The organism is Methanofollis ethanolicus, assembly GCF_001571385.1.
In the GTDB taxonomy this organism is placed as follows: domain Archaea; phylum Halobacteriota; class Methanomicrobia; order Methanomicrobiales; family Methanofollaceae; genus Methanofollis; species Methanofollis ethanolicus.
Genome location: NZ_BCNW01000001.1, coordinates 1,043,753 through 1,061,525, shown reverse-complemented (window position 1 = coordinate 1,061,525; position 17,773 = coordinate 1,043,753). Strand labels below are relative to the sequence as shown.

17 protein-coding genes and 1 tRNA gene are annotated in these 17,773 nt (G+C 60.2%); 5 read left to right on the top strand and 13 right to left on the bottom strand.

The window, feature by feature from the left end:
* Positions 1-19: 19 nt before the first annotated feature.
* Together metG and MEFOE_RS05290 are read right to left on the bottom strand one after the other, a co-directional pair.
* Positions 20-2,020: a methionine--tRNA ligase gene (gene metG / locus MEFOE_RS05295; RefSeq protein ID WP_067053012.1), complete on the bottom strand. Its 2,001-nt coding sequence runs from the start codon at positions 2,018-2,020 to the stop codon at positions 20-22.
* A gap of 86 nt (positions 2,021-2,106) precedes the next feature.
* Positions 2,107-2,949 (bottom strand): GNAT family N-acetyltransferase, encoded by an 843-nt coding sequence (locus tag MEFOE_RS05290; protein ID WP_067053009.1) that lies wholly within the window; start codon positions 2,947-2,949, stop codon positions 2,107-2,109.
* A 78-nt stretch (positions 2,950-3,027) separates the two neighbouring features.
* On the opposite strand from MEFOE_RS05290, the gene MEFOE_RS05285 reads away from it, so the two are divergent.
* The gene (locus tag MEFOE_RS05285; RefSeq protein ID WP_067049315.1) at positions 3,028-3,810 is read left to right on the top strand and encodes a hypothetical protein; all 783 of its coding nucleotides are present in this window, start codon (positions 3,028-3,030) and stop codon (positions 3,808-3,810) included.
* On the opposite strand, the gene MEFOE_RS05280 is transcribed toward MEFOE_RS05285, so the two are convergent.
* Positions 3,803-4,768 carry a DHH family phosphoesterase gene (locus MEFOE_RS05280; RefSeq protein ID WP_067049312.1) on the bottom strand — a complete coding sequence of 322 codons (966 nt, stop codon included), beginning with the start codon at positions 4,766-4,768 and terminating at the stop codon, positions 3,803-3,805. The genes MEFOE_RS05285 and MEFOE_RS05280 overlap by 8 nt on opposite strands.
* 87 nt (positions 4,769-4,855) lie before the next feature.
* Here MEFOE_RS05280 and MEFOE_RS05275 point away from each other — a divergent pair.
* From MEFOE_RS05275 to MEFOE_RS05265, 3 genes are all read left to right on the top strand, one after another.
* Positions 4,856-4,929: transfer RNA gene (locus tag MEFOE_RS05275), tRNA-Phe, on the top strand.
* 402 nt (positions 4,930-5,331) lie between these two features.
* Complete coding sequence (locus MEFOE_RS14680; protein ID WP_328585441.1) at positions 5,332-6,678, top strand: PKD domain-containing protein; 1,347 nt, start codon at positions 5,332-5,334, stop codon at positions 6,676-6,678.
* 568 nt (positions 6,679-7,246) lie between these two features.
* Positions 7,247-8,257, top strand: a complete 1,011-nt coding sequence (locus MEFOE_RS05265; RefSeq protein WP_067049305.1) for a DNA-methyltransferase — start codon at positions 7,247-7,249, stop codon at positions 8,255-8,257.
* Positions 8,258-8,523: 266 nt separating this feature from the next.
* Here the strand turns inward: MEFOE_RS05265 and MEFOE_RS05260 are convergent, their stop codons facing one another.
* From MEFOE_RS05260 to MEFOE_RS05250, 3 genes are read right to left on the bottom strand one after another with little or no spacing between them, the layout of a single operon-like run.
* Positions 8,524-9,708: an ABC transporter permease gene (locus MEFOE_RS05260; RefSeq protein ID WP_067049302.1), complete on the bottom strand. Its 1,185-nt coding sequence runs from the start codon at positions 9,706-9,708 to the stop codon at positions 8,524-8,526.
* Entirely contained in the window at positions 9,705-10,385 is a 681-nt protein-coding gene (locus tag MEFOE_RS05255) for an ABC transporter ATP-binding protein (RefSeq protein ID WP_067049300.1), read from the bottom strand. Before MEFOE_RS05255 ends, MEFOE_RS05260 begins: the two co-directional genes overlap by 4 nt.
* The gene (locus MEFOE_RS05250) at positions 10,385-11,605 is read right to left on the bottom strand and encodes a COG1361 family protein (RefSeq protein WP_067049297.1); all 1,221 of its coding nucleotides are present in this window, start codon (positions 11,603-11,605) and stop codon (positions 10,385-10,387) included. Before MEFOE_RS05250 ends, MEFOE_RS05255 begins: the two co-directional genes overlap by 1 nt.
* A 169-nt stretch (positions 11,606-11,774) precedes the next feature.
* Here MEFOE_RS05250 and MEFOE_RS05245 point away from each other — a divergent pair, with 169 nt between their 5' ends.
* A complete protein-coding gene (locus MEFOE_RS05245; protein WP_067049295.1) occupies positions 11,775-12,392 on the top strand; it encodes a Yip1 family protein in 618 nt (205 codons plus the stop codon).
* Positions 12,393-12,445: 53 nt separating this feature from the next.
* On the opposite strand, the gene MEFOE_RS13670 is transcribed toward MEFOE_RS05245, so the two are convergent.
* From MEFOE_RS13670 to MEFOE_RS05215, 7 genes are all read right to left on the bottom strand, one after another.
* Positions 12,446-12,793 carry a hypothetical protein gene (locus MEFOE_RS13670; RefSeq protein ID WP_153015878.1) on the bottom strand — a complete coding sequence of 116 codons (348 nt, stop codon included), beginning with the start codon at positions 12,791-12,793 and terminating at the stop codon, positions 12,446-12,448.
* Positions 12,794-12,909: 116 nt separating this feature from the next.
* Positions 12,910-13,116, bottom strand: a complete 207-nt coding sequence (locus MEFOE_RS05240) for a helix-turn-helix transcriptional regulator (protein ID WP_067053006.1) — start codon at positions 13,114-13,116, stop codon at positions 12,910-12,912.
* Positions 13,109-13,513, bottom strand: coding sequence for a DUF2178 domain-containing protein (locus MEFOE_RS05235; RefSeq protein WP_067049289.1), 405 nt, complete (start codon positions 13,511-13,513; stop codon positions 13,109-13,111). Before MEFOE_RS05235 ends, MEFOE_RS05240 begins: the two co-directional genes overlap by 8 nt.
* Before the next feature lie 69 nt (positions 13,514-13,582).
* Positions 13,583-14,248 carry a DUF4013 domain-containing protein gene (locus MEFOE_RS05230; RefSeq protein ID WP_067049287.1) on the bottom strand — a complete coding sequence of 222 codons (666 nt, stop codon included), beginning with the start codon at positions 14,246-14,248 and terminating at the stop codon, positions 13,583-13,585.
* Between the two features lie 144 nt (positions 14,249-14,392).
* The gene (locus tag MEFOE_RS05225; protein WP_153015877.1) at positions 14,393-15,664 is read right to left on the bottom strand and encodes a hypothetical protein; all 1,272 of its coding nucleotides are present in this window, start codon (positions 15,662-15,664) and stop codon (positions 14,393-14,395) included.
* A gap of 206 nt (positions 15,665-15,870) precedes the next feature.
* Positions 15,871-16,236, bottom strand: coding sequence for a response regulator (locus MEFOE_RS05220; RefSeq protein ID WP_067049283.1), 366 nt, complete (start codon positions 16,234-16,236; stop codon positions 15,871-15,873).
* Positions 16,226-17,632: a PAS domain-containing sensor histidine kinase gene (locus MEFOE_RS05215; RefSeq protein WP_160329492.1), complete on the bottom strand. Its 1,407-nt coding sequence runs from the start codon at positions 17,630-17,632 to the stop codon at positions 16,226-16,228. The genes MEFOE_RS05220 and MEFOE_RS05215 overlap by 11 nt, the downstream gene beginning before the upstream one ends.
* Between the last annotated feature and the right edge of the window lie 141 nt (positions 17,633-17,773).

The following is a 17,773-nucleotide window of genomic DNA, read 5'->3' as shown; positions in this document are numbered from 1 at the left end:
ACAGAGCCAAAAAAAGAGTTTATCGGATCTTCGTGCCGGGCGCGACATCGCGCAGGGGCATGAGGAGGGAGGCCGCGTCGCCCGCCGCAAGGATCATGCCCTGGCTCTCGATCCCGAAGATCTTCGCGGGCTTCAGGTTCACAATCATGACGACGCTCTTCCCGACGAGTTCTTCGGGGGAGTAGAACGTGGCGATGCCGGAGACGACCTGCCTCTGCTCGTCGCCGAGGTCGACCATGATCCTCAGCAGTTTCTTCGAACCCTTCACCGCTTCCGCGCTGACGACGCGGGCGACCCGGAGGTCCATCGCCGCAAAATCGTCGATGGAGATCTCAGAGGTCTCTTCTGCTGCTTTCATTTCTTTCATCCGTGCTTCACTCACGCGTTTTTCCAGAATTTTTTCCAGTTCAGCCACCTTATCGTCCTCGATCTTTGCAAAGAGGGGTTCGGGTGCCGGCAGGGGTCCGCTCTGCACCAGTTCGAGCGCTTCGTCGACCCGGTGGGCCGAGACATTGTCAGCATAGCCGAGCATCGCCCAGGCACGCCCCGCGGCGTCGGGCATGACCGGTTCGATGATGAGGGCGAGGGCGCGGGCGATCTGGAGGCAGTTGATGATCACCTGCTCCGCGGCGGCGCGGTCGGTCTTGACCAATTTCCAGGGGGCGTTGTTCTGGATGTACGTGTTCCCGTAGGCGGCGAGCGCCATCATCGAGTCCACCGCGTTCTTGAACTCGTACTCCCGCACCGAGACGTCCAGCCCCTCCAGGCAGCGCCCGATCTCGGAGAGAACCTCGGGGTCGGCCTGGCCGGGCGGGACGCCGCCGAAGAACTTGTGGGCGAAGTGGAGGGTGCGGTAGAAGAAGTTCCCGAGAGTGTTGACGATCTCGGAGTTCACCCGCTCCTGGAAGATCCGCCAGGAGAAGTTCAGTTCCTTCGTGTGGCTCGTGTACGAGAGGAGGTAGTAGCGAAGGTAATCGGCCGGGAGGCCCTGGTCCAGGTAGTCATCGTTCGTCCAGACGACATAGCCGCGAGACTTCGAGAACTTCTGGTCCTCGAACTTCACCATGCCCGAGGCAACGACGGCATGGGGCGTCCCGTAGCCCGCGCCGTGGAGGAGGGCGGGCCAGAAGATGCAGTGATGGTAGATGATGTCGCTCCCGATGAAGTGAGTGACCTCGCCCTCGCCGCACCAGTAGCACTTCCAGTCGTTCCCCGTCTTCGCCGCCCACTCCTCGGTGAAGGAGATGTAGCCGATGGGAGCGTCCACCCAGACATAGACCACCAGGTCGTTCCGGCCAGGGAACTTCACGCCCCAGTCCAGGGTCCGGGTGATGCACCAGTCATGGAGTTCGTCCTTCACCCACCCGATCGCATAGTTGCGGGCATTCGAGGTGCCGGAGAGGCCATCCAGATAGGTGAGGAGGAAGTCCTTGAACTCGCCGAGTTTGAAGAAGAAGTGCTCCTGTTCACGCATCTCCGCGGGCGACCCGCAGACCTTGCAGACCGGGTTCTTGATCTCGCCGGGTTCCAGGTGGCGGCCGCAGCCGCGGTCGCACTCGTCGCCCCGCGCACTCGCCCCGCAGTACGGGCAGATACCTTCCACGTACCTGTCAGGGAGGAAACGGTTGCACTTCGTGCAGAAACTCTGCTGGATCGTCTGCGAGTAGACATAGCCGTTGTCGATCAGGGCCTGCACCATCGATTGGGCGCGGCGGTGGTTGGCTGCGTCGTCTGTCATGCCGAAGTGGTCGAAGGAGATCTCCATGCGCTTGAAGGTCTCGTCGAAGTGCGCGTGGTAGCGCTCGGCCAGGACGCGGGGGGTCGCACCCTCCTGCTCGGCGCTGATCACGATCGGCGTTCCATGGTTGTCAGACCCGCAGATGAAGACCACGTCCTCCCCGCACCGCCTGAGGTATCGCACATAGAAGTCGGCAGGGACATAGGTCCGCAGATGCCCGAGATGACAGGGGCCATTCGTGTAGGGAAGCCCGCATGTCACCAGCAACGGTTTGCCACTCATCTGTATCCTCTTGGTGGTGAAGATATACATAGATTATTTAAATGGGCTCGCCGTGAACTCCGCCGGAAAAAGAGTTCATGGGCGATTCACCCGAGCTCGAAGGTCGTGACGCCGTAGACCCGGTCAAGAGGTACGGATGGCGGGGTGCCGCGGTAGATCCTCGTGGTCTCGAAGACCTGCACCATGCCGCGCACCCTCGCGAGGGAGACGGCGACAGGGTTCGGTTCGGGGACATCGAAGAAGACGGGGGCGTCCGGGACCGAAGCCAGCAGGCCGTCGAGCAGAGCCTCCGCGGCGGCGGGAGTGTCGGCAAAGAGGGGGCCGATCTTGTAGCCCTCAAAGCAGGGCCGTATCACGCCGTACCCGGCGATGCCGTCGCGGCCAGAGAGAGCGAGTGCGGTCGCGCCCTCTTGCGAAAGCCAGGGCGCGAGGAATTTCGGCCGTGCCGCGGAGAAGATGCTGGCATCGTAGGCAACGAGGTCAGTGAAGGAAAACGCGGACGCAGGCACCAGGCCGTCGGGCATTGTGCCGCCTCCCGTCCCCCTGTACCTGATATTCCGGTATATGACGTCGAAGCCGAGGTGGTCGTGGTACTTCTGTTGCATCGCAAGGACGCCGTCGCCGCCGATCGTCCGGTCTCCCGCATGGGCGAGTGCGGCCTTTGTGACAGCAAGGCCGTACCCCCGCCCTCTGGCGTCCGGCCTGACGATGAGAAGGCCGAAGAAGGCGAAGCGGTCGCCGTACCGCACCATCGAGGAGCAGGCGATAGGTTCGTCCTCAGCCTCACCGATAAAAAAACCTGCCGGGTCCTGGGCATAGAAGGCGTCGGCGTCATGGAGGCCGGGGTTCCAGCCTTCATCCCGCGCGAGGGCGATGGCGAAGTCGACGTCTTTTCGCTCCATCTGCCTGACAGAGAGCCTGCTATCCATGGAGATCCCTTGCCGCACCGGCACATCTGCCTTTCCTTTCGATCATCCCTATATGGGAGGAGGGCGATTCACTATCCGATGAAGCGGATTGCTGTCAGGACACGCTCATTCGGGGCTGAGGTCGGGACGCCGGCGGTCGACGAACTCGCTCCCTGGATAGAGGAGAGGCGGGGGATAGGCGGTGACCTCACGGCCTATCAGATAGAGCGCTCTTTCGGCCTCCAGCAGGGCGTGGACATCTCCTGCGCGGGCGGGCGCTTCTATGCGCAGCGCGTGCTCGGATGCCTTGAGGGCATCGAGGGTACGGCGGTGACCGGCGAGGTCGGCGTCCGGGCGGAGGAAGCGGTCGTGGATGTCAGGATGCTTGCCCGGCGACAGAAGGGTCTCTGGTTCGCCCTGCCGGCGCCGTCCCTCTTCAAGTTCACGGACGCGTATTATGGCGACGACGACGAGATGACGGAGGAGGTCGTCGATGCCTTCGGCCGCCTGATGCGGGAGATGCGGGACGCGGGCGCGGGCGGCCACGTCCTCATCGCGGAGGAGGCCGGAGAGATCGAACTGGAAGAACTCGCAGGGAAGAAAGCCTGCTTCTTCCCGTTGAAGAGGGATATCGGCCACCTCCAGGCGCTCCTCGAACACCAGACAACGCTGATCACCGACCCGGCCGGGATCGGCGAGGCCGGGCGTCTTGCCGACGAGTACGAGGTCCGCGAACTCGCCCTCCTCCACCCGGCCCACGAAGACCTGATGGCGGCCGCGGGCCACTTCGACGCCGACGAGATCGCGGCCGCGGGCTATACAGAGGAGGGAGAGGAGGAAAGGTGGAAGGCCCTCCGTGAGGAGGCCTATATCCTCAGATAACTTCGGCAACCGCGACGAGGTCGTCGAAGCGACGGTTCTTCTTGAGGAGCCAGAAGAAAAAGCGGTCGATGAGAGTGAAGGGGAGGTTTCCCCCGGCCGCATTCGGGTGGCCGCCGCCGCCGAACTCGCGGGCGATGAGGTGGCTGACCGGCGGGACCGACCTGATGGAGAACCGGCCGTTCGAGGAGACGATCACCTCGATGTCGGTGCCGAGTGCGTCCCTGATCGCATGGGCCGTCTCCGACGGGTAGCCGTAGAGGGGGGCGAAGGCGATCCGGTATTTTTTCCCGTAGATCTTCGCTTCCCTGATGCTCGCCTGGATGTCGGCGTCCATCTCGGCTTTCATCTCGGCATACACCCCCGCCACACGGCGGTCGGTGAACTTTCCCTGCATGAGGAGGTTTCGCACATAGGTGAGGTGCTGGCGGCGCTGGGTCACCTGCCCGAGGACGTCTGACCGCGGGTCCTCCTTCTTCCAGAGGTCATAGTCGCAGACGACCCTGGCAACCTCCGCGGCCGTCCCGTCGCCGGGCATGATATCCCGGGCGACGACGCCGGTGGCGCAGACCGTCGTGTCGATGTGGAGGAGGGAACAGTGCGGTTCGACGAGCGCGGTCTCGGCGGCGGTCCAGCGGTGATGATCGCGCCACTCGACCTTCCAGCCATTCCCTGCCGCCGTCTTCACGATACCCTCGACCCCCTTCTGGTACCCGAGGTCGCTGATCGAGAGGACGTCGAACCGCCCCTTGCAGCCTGCAATGAGGGCGAGGATCGCGGTATACCGACCGACCGACGAGAAGATCGTCGTGATCTTCCCGCACTTCATCCTGAGGACGGCGTCGGCACCGGCGGCGTCGAGATCGTTGTGGGTGAGGTGAAGAACCCCGGCCTTCCTCCCCTCGACCGCGGCGACAATGTCCTCGTCTGTGGTCTTCCTGCCATCGATGACGCTAACCATTACCTACATTCTGGGAGCAGAGGCATAAAAAGGGCGGCGGTGGCAACCGCATCATTTATTAACCGGAAATACCAACATGTAGTGGTCGCCCTAGTAGCTCAGACTGGGAGAGCGCCAGACTGAAGATCTGGTTGTCCCCGGTTCAAATCCGGGCTGGGGCATAGATGGGGATTGTATCAATCCCCGAATTTCTTTTTCTGCACATTTTGATGTGACGACGCCCAGGTGTCGGTGGCAGGCAACCAGTTCCTCGACACGTCCCTGGCCGGGTTTCACGACGGCACCTTTCGTCATGACGACCAATTCCCTCTCTTCCCCGGAGGACAGGCAGGTGCCACCTGAGGGAGCAGACGGCAGGGCCGGCACGTACATGAATGCATTATTATATCTGTCACTTCATCATACTTCCCGAAATCCAGCGGTATGTGGCCATGGCCCATCGGCCGGGAAACCGAGTACGGAGATGCCTGCACGGAGCAGGTCGCCGTCTGCCACCGCCGGACCCGAGGGTTGTCACGGAGGCGAGGCCGCACCACCCGGAAAAAAATGGAGAGACAAAGAGAATGATGCGTACACACAGCATAACCGGAATGCTCCTGCTCTTCGTCCTGTGCATGGCCCTACCAGCAGGGGCGCTGGCCGCAGAAGAGATCAGCCACCTCTCTCTCGCAGGGGGAGCAGGCGACGACACCGCACTGCAGTCCCGGGCGTCCGTCGCCGTGCCGGCGGTCGAGGTGAACACGGTCTGGGAAGGGACGGTGACAGTCGACCCTGACGAGACTTTCATGATCAGGCCGATCAACACCGACACCGACGTTGAGATCAGCCGCAACACCCCGCTCGGAGCACTCGATGCCGCAGCAGAAGCAGGGAACTTCTCGTATGAAGTCTGGGAGGCAGAGTGGGGGTTCTATGTCAACAAAGTCAATGACATCGCCGTGAGTGCGGAAGACAACGAAACGACAATCTGGTGGTTCTATGACGTCGCGACAGCCTATATCACAAACAACGCGACATATAAATCGCTCCGCGACGGCGAGGAGATCAGGCTCATCTACGCACCCCAGACAGACTCCTTCGAACAGACCGTGGAGAGCGCAACCACTGCCGTCGACATGACGATCCGTCTCGCCGGGGAGGACACAGCGAACTTTACGGCAGAACCAACAAGCGGGCCGGCGCCGCTCACCGTGCAGTTCAACGACACGAGCACGGTCAGGGACGTCACCTCATGGTTCTGGGACTTCGGAACCGCCGGCGCCACCTCGACAGAGCAGAACCCGGCGTTCACCTATACCCGGGCAGGCCTCTACAATGTCTCCCTGACAGTGACAGATGCACAGAACAAGACATCGACCGCAACAAAAGAGGGATTGATCAACGTGACCCCGACAAATGCCTCGTCGGCGGTAAACTTCTCCGCGGACGTCACCGCAGGGGAGGCCCCGCTCACAGTCCGGTTTACCGACCTGAGCACGGTGGACAACATCTCCTCGTGGTACTGGGACTTCGGAGACGGTTATATGTCGACACGGCAGAACCCGATCTACACCTACCATGAACCAGGGCTCTTTACCGTCACCCTCACCCTGACAGATGCGGAGAACGTCACCTGGAACACATCGGTGGAAGGCTTCATCAATGTCAGCGAACCCGCAGGGACGGTCGATTTCACCGCAAACAGGACGTCGGGACCGGCCCCTCTGGCCGTGCAGTTTACCGACCTGAGCACGGTCGTGAATATCTCCTCGTGGCTCTGGGACTTCGGCGACGGCAACACCTCGACAGAGCAGAACCCTGCCCATGCCTACACCGGACCGGGCAGCTTTGACGTCAACCTCACCGTGTACGGCGAAAACGCCACACGCGGGCAGGAGATAAAGGAAGACTACATCACCGTCACGGCATAGGGGAGAAAGGTCCCCGACTTTTTTCCCGGCCCTTCTGAGAAGGCGAGGGCCGGGCCCTGTCGCACTCCTGCCGGGGCGGCATATCCTGAGCATATCCCAAAACTCTCGTTCATTCCCCCCATCTCTGCATGCAGGGATCGGGAGAAAATATCATGATCGGGTCGGTATCTTCCTGAATTCCCTGAAGCATAGTGCGAAACCACCGCCTTCCCCGACCTCTCTGCCGGGGGACTGACGCCCCCGGACCCCCGAAACGGGATAGGGTCAGGGAAAAGAGATCCTGATGACGGAGATTGCCCTCCACCCCCTCTCGCAATGATGGGGGGATCGGGGGGTGAAACCCCCCGGACAAGACGCCAGAACAGAATTCAGAACAGAATTTTTCAGAACCGAATGTGAGTCCTTTCATCGGCTGAATCCTTTCATCGGCGTGAATGAGGGTTCGGATCAGTTTTGGGATGACCTCCCTGTGTAACAGGGCAACCGATAAAAACAAAAACAGAGACCGGAATACATCACTAGAGGCAGGACAGGGAAAGAAACACACTGCCGGGTCAGACATGATGACATGAGATCGGTCACTATTGGCAGGAACCTCTTCTACAACGGCGACTGCGTCCGCGGCGCCGCGGAGCACCTTGAGACGGATTCCGTCGACCTGATCATCACCGACCCGCCGTACGGCATCCATGGCGACAGGATGGACCGCCACTACAACAGGGACGAAGAGTTCGTGGTGGACGGCTATGTCGAGATCCCGGAAGAGGAGTACGGGGCATTCAGCGAGTGCTGGATCAGGGAGGCCGAACGGATCCTCAGACCGGGCGGTTCCCTCTATATCGTCTCCGGCTACACAAACCTCTACCACATCCTCCACGCCCTCCGCCAGACCTCCCTTGAGGAGGTGAACCACATCATCTGGAAGTACCCCTTCGGCGTGTACACCAGCCGAAAATATGTCTCATCCCACTACCACATCCTCTTCTACGAAAAGCCCGGGGGAAAGCGGACCTTCAATCTGGAGGCGCGCTTCGGCAGGGAGGAGAAGACAGAGGACGGGGGATGCCTCAACTACCTCGACCGGGAAGACGTCTGGACCATCAACCGGGAATACAAACCGGGCAGGGCGAAGAACAAAAACGAACTCCCGACGGCACTCCTCACCAAGATGGTCCAGTACAGCAGCAACGAGGGCGACCTCGTCTGCGACCTCTTCCTCGGGGGTTTTTCGACGGCGAACGCGGCCATCGGGTTGAACCGGCGTTGTGTCGGTTTCGAGGTCTCGGAGACGATCTTCGCGGCAGGAGCGCGGGAGACGGTCGGAGTACATCCCGGCGAACTCGTGGAGACGCTACGTCGACCTGTCGTCCGCGGCCCGGCAAACCTGAGGAAGAGGTGGCGGCCGGAAGACCTCCGGAGGCTCAGGGTGAGATATCGACAACTCGTGAGAGAGGGGGCGACGAAGAAGACGGCCGTCGACGTCCTGGGGGAGGAGTTCGGCAGGGGGCGGTGGGCGATCAGTTATGCCCTGGAGAGGGCCGGGATCGGGAGCAGGAGGAAAAAAAGAGGGGCGGAGTAGAAGAGGCGTGCTCTGGGTCGACGTGTCTATCTCATCATATGAGGAGAAGCACGTGTCCACCGCCTTCCCCACAATCTATGCCGGGGGACTCCTCGTTATCGCTCGTCGTCCCCTGATCTTGGGATAGGGACCGGGGAGACAGAGCAGAGATCCTGAAGAGGGAGAATTGCAATCCACCCCCTATCCTGATGGTGGAGGGTGCGAGCATTCGTGAGCGGATCAGAAATTCGCCAGAGCCAGAAAAAAAGAAGGCAGGGCTGAGGCCGTCACTCGGCCGCCAGCGCCACGATCGGGGAGAGTTTCGAGGCCTTCCAGGCGGGGTACACGCCCGAGAGGACGCAGACCCCTGTCCCCACCAGCATGCCCCAGACCACATTGAGGAGGACCGGGGGGCTGAAGAAGAACGAGATGTCCTGGAGGACGAGCAGGATCAGCACCCCGCCGCCGAGGAGACTGAGGATGCCACCGATCACCGAACCGATAAAGCCCAGGATCGCCGCCTCGTACAGGAACATCCGGCTGATCTCGCCTCTTTTCACACCGATGCTCTTGAGGATGCCGATCTCCCGGATCCGTTCATTCACCGACATCATCATCACATTGAAGATGCTCACCGCAGCGACGACAAGGGAGATCCCGGCAATGCCCGTCACCACAAGGGAAACCGTGCCGATGATGGAGTTGATCGACTCGATCAGGCCCCGCATGTCCATGATCTCCACGGTCTTCTTCCTGCTGTTGAGGCTCTTCTCGATCGCGTCCTTCACGCTGTCGATCTCGTTGATGTCCCTGACCATGACCAGCACCTGGTCATAGCCATTCGCCTTCCCCTCCAGTTCGTCGTACAGGCGGTCGGCGACGATGATCGAGTTATAGGTGGATATGCCGGCACCGAAACCGCTGTCCTTCAGGATGCCGGCGACAAGGAGACTCTTCTCATGCCCCTCCTCGCCGATCTTCACCCTGCTCCCGACCCTGAGGTCGTGCTCCTTTGCGATTGAGGACGAGACAAGGGCGCGGCTCCCGCCCCTGACCATCACGCCCTCCTCGAGCTCAACCACCCGCGGGAGGTCGTCGGGCGCAAGGCTGTAGATCGAGGCGTAACTCTCCTTCCCTTTTGTCGAGTACGTGACATAACTCGAACGGTACGGGACGACCGGGTTCTTCCCGCTCGCCTTCTTGATCTTCGTGAGTTGCTGCTCGGTGATGAGTTTCTTCTCCGAGGAGACCCCGAAGACGCCCATCCCTGACGAAGAGGGGTAGATACTCAACTGCCCGCCCTTCTCGGCGAGGTCGCCACTCACCGCCACCTGGAGAGCCGAGCCCATGATTCCCATCGAGGTGATTGCAAAGACGCCGATGACGATCCCGATCACCGCAAGAAGGGAGCGGAGGAAGTGGAGGCGCACGTTCCTCTTTGCAAGGTCCATGTAGATATCGGTGAAGATCATGACTCCTCAATCCTCCCGTCCCTGATCCTGATCACCCTGTTGGCATAGGTCGCCGTGGAAGGGTCGTGGGTGACCATCACAATGGTCTTCCCGCTCTGGTTCAGTTCAGTAAGAAGTTCCATGATCTGCACGCTGGTCGTCGAGTCCAGATTGCCGGTCGGTTCGTCGCAGAGGAGGATCGCCGGGTCGTTGATGAGGGACCGGGCGATCGCCACCCGCTGCTGCTGTCCGCCCGAGAGTTCGTTCGGGGTATGGGCGGCATGGCCTGCGTCGATCCCCACGCGTTCCAGGAGGGCGGCAGCCCCCCCGCCGTCGTCGCGCCGCCGGTTCTTGACGATATAGGGATATTCCACGTTCTCCTGTGCCGAAAGGACCGGGATGAGGTTGAACTTCTGGAAGATGAACCCGATGGAGTCACGCCGCAGTTCGGTAAGGGCATCGTCGGAGAGATCCTTCGTGTTCACTCCGTTGATGATGACGTCCCCGGCGGTCGGGGTGTCAAGACAGCCGATCTGGTTCAGGAGAGTCGACTTGCCCGAACCCGACGGCCCCATGATCGCCACGAAGTCTCCCTTCGGTATCGACAGGGAGACATGGTCGAGAGATGTGACGTCCCCTGCAGCCAGGGGATAGATCTTCGTGACGTCCCTGAGGCTGATGACCGCCTCCTCGTCCATCATGGCCTCCGCGAGTTCCTCAGGTCGTCGACCAGACCGGTCTTCTTCACGATCAGTCCGCAGGCGAGGACGGCGAGCACGCCGAGGATGGCGATGACAGGCAGGGGGAGACCGGACTCCGCGTTCTCCGCGCCCTCAGGGGCCTTTTTCTGGACGTATCCTCCCGCCTTGTCGAGCGAAACGGTGGTCGACTGCGTGTACAGGGTGCCGTCCGCGTCCCTGAAGGAGATCAGCAGGGGGATCTGGGTGGCGTTCTCGACACGGCAGTTGAGGTCGAAGCTCGACAGATCGTCGGCCTCAAGACTGCCGAGGACATACTCGGGGTACGGGTTCTCGGGCACGGCCGGGGCGCCTGTGGTGACGAGGACGCCGCGGGCGGTGGTGAGGCCGGCATTGGTGACGTCGCCGCTGATCGAGTACGAACCGAACCCGCCCTTTACCTCGATGTTGTTCACGACAAGGTGGGCCATCGTCTTGGCGTCGCCAAAGACAACAGGGATCTCGGTGCGCGTGGTGTGGGTGTTCATGCCGGTGCGGTAGGTGACCTCAAACCCGAGGGTGGTCTCCTTCGTGGGGGTCACATCGAAGGTGAGGTTGGCAGTGCCCGAGGGCGGGATGGAACCGGCAAAGTGGCCGGTCTGGACCGCCTCGATCCCGTCGCCGAAAGGCACGACCGAGACGCCGCTGATCGGGGAGGAGCGGGGGTTGCCGATGACCAGCTTGATGTGTTCCTTCTTGCCCTCGACAAAGGAGTCGGGGCGGGAGGTGACAAGGACAGTGGCCGGGGTCTCGTCGACCTGGACCGGGATATGGGTGCTCAGGCTACCTCCCTCGCGGAACTCCATGTAGTACCAGGGGTAGTAGGTGCCGGTGTGGGTGTTTGTGTCGGCCTTCACGGTGTAGGTGAAAGTCTGCTTTGCACCGGCACTGATGATGCCTCCGGAGGTTTGTTCGCCGATGGAGGGGATCATTGCGTCCCGCAGGAAGGTGCGCGTGACCAGGACGGCCGTGGCGCCGTTATTGGTCACCTCGATGCTGACGGCGGCGATGTCACCGGGCATGAGGGTTCCGGGTTCGACGGTGGTCTTCGTAACCGAAACCGACGCCTGCGACACAGATTTGTCCGTCGTTTCTTCCAGGGTCTCGATAGCGGACGCAGCAGGTGCGGCGCAGACGAGAAGGATCAGCCCGATGATAAGGGCAAGGCCTGTACGATGCATATGTATAACTCCAGCGCGGGGCCCCTGCCCCGCATGCGTGTAAAATATTATGTACATTTTGTCTTTAATAACTTACCATTTGTCAATAGAAGTATTCATATAGTCTCACAGGACGTACATTGATCTGCAGCAGGGGCCGCAGAGGCGACCCCTCTCCAGGTGAATAGATATGGATAATGACACTTCCCTGATAAACGTCCTCATCGCCCCGAACCGCTTTTTCGGGGCGCTGGGTGCAGGAAGGGAGAGAATCGGTCTCCCTGCATTGATCGTCTTCATCTCAGCGCTCCTTGCCGGAGCCGGAGCCTACCTCATGGCGTCTTCAATGACGATCGATGTCACCGACGTCGACCCGGTCACCATGCAGATGATCGCTGGCACCGTCGCCGCTCTTGTCGTGGTCGTCGGGACGCTCTTCGCCTGGGCGATCGGATCCCTCGTCATCCACGGGATCGTGAAACTCCTCGGCGGCACCGGGTCATTCAGGTCGACGCTCTCCACGGTCGGCTACGCAAACCTTCCGCAGGTCTTCGCAGGCATCCTGACACTCGCAGTCTTTCTCATCTACCACCCTGACGTCAACGCCATCGCCACGGCCGGGCCGGCGGCGCTCGGCGCGATGGCTCCGGCCATGGCCGTCACCGTCATCGTCGGTCTCGTCGTCCTGGTCTGGTCGGTCGTGATCGAGGCTTACGGACTTCTCCACGCCCATGACCTCCCCCTCGGGAAGGCCCTCATCGCCCCGGCAGTCATGGCGATCATCAGCATGATCTTTGGCCTCATCTGAGACAGGAGAACACACATCTGACCGGGCGGTCGTGGGGACCGCCCGGTTCGCTATCACCAGAGATGGACACTCGCCCGACCGCACCGCACGCACATCACCACGTCACTCGCGTAGCGATCGGGCGTCCCGGTTTTTCGGCGCGGTACTTTTTTGATCGTTTCCGGAGACGTTAGGATACACAACGTGATGGGCGACTCAGGATCACTCCGCCTGCGCCTACCAATGAGGAGAGGAGTGGGATGATCGCTCTCTCTCCTCATGAGATCGCTCTCTCTCCTCATGAGATCGCTCTCTCTCCTCATGAGATCGCTCTCTCTCCTCATGATCTCCTGTTCTGTCTTCTCAGGATTGGCCCCGGGAAGGGCGAACCGGAGATCCTGAGGAGAGAGATTGCCATCCAACCCCTATCCAAAGGGTGTCCTGAGAGGAGGGAACTGCGAGACCTTCCCCTCCGCGTGGAATGTCGATCGGAATTCTCCAAAAAAGACGAATCGATATCGCTGGAGCCGGGTAACCATCAGTCCCCGTCAGGAGTGGCCGGACTGAAGACGTCCTCGATGGTGACGCCGAAATAGCGGGCGATCTTGAAGGCGAGATCGAGGGAGGGATCGTATTTGCTCTTCTCGATGGCGATGATCGTCTGCCTCGTCACCCCCAGTTCCAGGGCCAGCTGCTCCTGTGTGAGGTCGTGCATCGCCCGGTACACCTTGAGCCGGTTATTCATCCTCACCCTCGCTCCAGTACGGTTTCATCGCCAGGATCCAGAAAATCAGATACAGAAGGATGATCCCGCCCGAGAGGGAGAGCAGGAAGAACCCATCGTTGACGGCCCGCTCCAGCTGAAGCAGAAGACCGGAGACCACGAAGCCAGCCCCGAAAAAGAGCATCAGGAAGAGAGCGACCCGCAGGGTCTTCAGGGCCACCTGCTCGTCGAGCCTCTCCAGACGCTCGTCCCAGAGCACGCCTTTCACCCGCTGCCGACAGACAAACATCAGGAGGAGGGCGACATAGAAGGAGAGCTCGGCAAGGTTGTCATAGCCAGCAACCAGGGCTGCCCCGAAGACAGCCGCCTCGGCAAGGGCGATCAGCGCAATACAGAGGAAAAAACGGCTTCGATCCATGGACTGTGTAAGTACATGTGTTCGCGAGCCATGTTAATATAACTTGACATGGAGGAGGGAGAAGTCTCCTCACTCCATCGCCAGGTCGTAGACGCGGGAAAAATACCGCGCCTGAAAGACCACCAGCGGGATGAAAGCCAGCACTTCAAGGACGAAGACGACAATGTCCACGGGGATGAGCGCGATGACGGCAATGATCGCGTTCATAAAGGCCGATACGAGCACCACCGCGATGACATAGTCCCAGAAGCCTATGCGATCGACCAGACCCCAGATCGTCCTGACGGAAAATGCGGCAAAGAATCTCCGCTCCCGTGCAAACCTGACACCTGCAAGGTTTGCTATCAGGGCCGTGAAAATATAGACGACGAAGACAACAAGGAAACCGCCGATGATCTCGGGGAGGACGGGCTCGATCGCCTTCACGCCCTCCATCTCGTACACGACGAGGACGTATCCAAAGAGCAGGATACCGGCCACAATCGCCGGGAGAGTGTAGAAGAACCATATCACGAGGAGCTTGATCCCGTCCGCATACGACCGCCACGACCACTCCACCGACGGCGCGGGCTTCTCCCCGCGCATGACCCGCGCAAGATGCCCGAAGAAGACCGGGATGAGCGGGAAGATGATGAGGCTGACCAGCAGCATGAGCACATCCTTCCACCGGCCTGAGAACGCACCCCGCGTGTATTCCGCGGCGTCCATGAACAGTACACTGTAATCCATCGACATGATCCCGCGTGTATCAGGTGTGTGGCCGGGCGATAAGAATGATCTGATGCCGGACAGGGGAGGAAGGGCTACCTCACATCAAAGAAAAAGAGAGAGGGCCGGGAAGAGAAACCCGACCGTATCAGGTTCAATCAATGTTGCTCTTCACCGTATGCGGCATATATGTTGCCCGGTTTTTCCCGGGAAGAGGCCGCACCCCACCCCCCACGCACACTTCTCCTTGTAGGGCCCACAGGGGTCAGGCAGTTCGATGACCATCAACTGCCGCGGCGTCTCGGGCGCACCGGGCGAGTAGGGGTCGACGACCTCGATGGCAATGTCGCCGCGCTCAGGTTTGAAGGAGGTGCAACCTTTGGCACCGGCGGAAGAGAGGATTGCATAGGCGATCCTGTTATCCCACCGGATCTGGCCTCCGGAGGATGTCCCGACCATATTCTCCGGCATCAACGAGGGCTTGCCGACCCACCACATCACGCCCTGGAGTTCCTTCCAGTTCTCAGGGTCGGACCATGAGACGGTCTCGCCAGGGAAGAAGGGATCGTCGGACGGGAAGGTGTACGAGCCGTCCTTATGGTTGATCAGATAGGAGATGCAGTGCAGGATCTCCTCCCAGGAAAGGTCGCTCTCCTCATAGTCCCGCGGGGGAGGGGGTACGCCACGGCCGTATGCAGGGTAGAAATTCGCCGTGTACTCGGTCCCTGACCGGATCGCAGTGTCATAGTCGATGCACCACGCCGGGTAGACGCCGTCCAGTCCTCCGCCGGTGATGGTGGCGGTAAAGAGGGAGGAGACATCAGAGGCGCCTCCCTTGTTATACTGGACAGGGAGATAGGTCACGACGCCTGGCGGCGGCAGAGGGACCGTGTCCCCGCCACGTGCAACTGTGGCATGGGCGGAGACGTACACGGCGGCACGGGTGACAGGGCCCACCTCGATGGGGCCGGTTGTGGTCCTCCCGCCATCGGAATAGCTGGCCTTATACTCGAAGTGTCCGACGATCGAGTTTCCGTTTCTATTCTCCTGGACTGGATAACCGCTATTGCCGGTATTCTCCTGCCAACCCCGGCCGTATCCCGCCTCACTCTTCTTCGACGGGCTCCCGCGGGCCATACCGGGAATAAACCCGGTCTCGATGCATTCCACATCCAGACGCACTCCTTTCAGGGTCCAGCCCCCCGTCGTCGTACAGGCAACCATAAGATTGCCGTTCTCGGTCCAGACTGATACGGTGCCGACAGGAACGGCCCACCCCGCATAGAGAGGTCTTTCAACAACATCGTTCAGAGTCTCCGGGGACCGGAGTTTCAGTGAGTTATACGCGGTGACGTCCCCTTCACCCTCGATCGGAACCGCACAGGCCGGAACAAGAAGCAGGGAGCAGAGCACCAGCACGATACAGAGTAGATATCTCATCATACATCTCCTGTTTTCGCAACAATAGTTCATCGAAAGCATCCGGAATACGATACCACCCCCACAGACAGCACCGCGACCGTCACCCCCGTGACAATCCAGAAAATACTTTCAAAATATATATATGTATCTCGCGTCCCGGAGATCTCGAAAACGATGATACACAAAAGAGAGAATTTCAAAGACCTGAAATAAGGATCAAAAATGTGTCATGGAAAAAACCTCTCCAGCGCCTTCATCAACTCAGGCGGGTACACCGGTTTCTGGAAGACCTTCACGACAGGTCCGCGATATTTTTCATATTCCCCCCCGACAAGAGGGCAGGCGGTGAAGAGCATCACCCGAATAGGGGAGAGGGCGGGATCGGCCATGAGTGCGTCAAGAAACTCCCATCCGTCGAGAGGTTCCATCAGAACGTCAAGGAGGACAAGATCGGGCCGGGAGACACGGGCGATGCCGAGGGCTTCTGCAGCATTCCCTGAGACGACCGGTTCGTACCCGCCCCGCTCCAGGAGGAGCGAGACCATCTCAAGGGTGGGGCGGTCGTCGTCGACGACCAGGATCCTACGCCCCATGATCGCTTCCCTGCCGCAGGACGATCGTAAATGTGCTCCCCTCACCAGGCACGCTCTCGACCCGGATCTCCCCCCCGTTCAGGCGGGCATATCTCTCGGCGATGGAAAGGCCGAGCCCCATCCTGTTGAAGGTCCGGCTCGTCCTTTCCCCGTCGACAAGATAAAATGGTTCGAATATTGTCCTGATCTTCCCGGGCTCGATCCCGATACCATTGTCCTTCACCATGACATACCGGGTGGCACCGTCCTCGGCGTACGAGATCTCGACGACCTTCGGGGGTTCGCTGTACCTGACGGCATTGGTGATGAGGCTCTCAAGAACGATGAAGAACTGGTCATGGTCCGCATCGATCACCGTATTCTCCGGGATCCTGAGGGATAGCGACACATCGGTGCCAAAGTCATGGCAGGCGAGCACCTCGCCGACAATACCCGCAAGGTCGACAGGAGCACGCTCGCACCGCACTTTTCCTCCCTCAATAAGGCTCAGTTCCAGCATCCTGTTCACGGCATTCTTCTCGCGGCTGATATTCTCCATACAGATCCCGAGGATACGGCAGACCTCGTCATCGAGACCGTACTTCTGCCTGTCCTCAAGGAGGAGATAGAGGTAGCCGTAGACCGGTTGGAGAGGGGTTCTGAGTTCGTGGGCCGCCGTGGTGACAAAGTCCTGCCGCCGTTCGACCTCTGCGGCACACCTCCTGACCGCGGCCTCCCCGGCTGAACGTGCATCCCGGAACGCCTTCAGGGAGGCAACATCAAGGACCGAACAGCGGTGTTCGTGCATACCGGGAACGCAGGAAAGGAGCACAGGCACCGGTCGTCCGGAAGGGTCATGGAAAAAGGTCTCGTAGTGGAGGACCGCAACCCCCCTCTCCAGCACCCCGCAGAAGGCCTTCAGATCAGTGCGGTCTTCCCAGAGCGAGGCAAGAGACATGCCTGAGATCTCGTGAACCGGCAGACCCAGGATCCCGGCGAGGGCAGGATCGGCCCGGGTGATCTGGAAACTTTTTGCGTCGAAAAAAAAGGAAGGGCCTTTTTGCAGGATCGAGCCTGGAATTCTGCCTGACCTGGCGCCAAAGAGGGTGACGGCCGTCATCCCCCAGAGATAGAGCATGGTGAAAAGAAAGAGGACGATCGGGTCAACGGCATACCCGCCGAAAGCGAGGAAGAGTGTCACTGCCGTGTACCCTGATGAGAGTGCAGCCGCAGTCCATATCGACCTGTTCGAGTACCAGGTTGCCACGATCACGAGAGGGACATAGTAGAGATAGGAAATAGCGAACCCCGCGGTTTGCACGATCGAATAGATGACGATAAGGGCAAGAAGGCCAATGAGCGGACCATTGATCCCGATCAGGTACAGCCACCGCCTCAGGTCCCAGGGGGAGATCATGGGGGCATTCCAATCCCTCGACATCATGCGCACAGAAATGTGAATCCAACGATTATATATTGCCTTCTTTTTATTTCAAAAAATAACGGCGTTGAAAATAAGAAAACGCGCACAATAAATCAGAGCGGATCAAAACCTCAG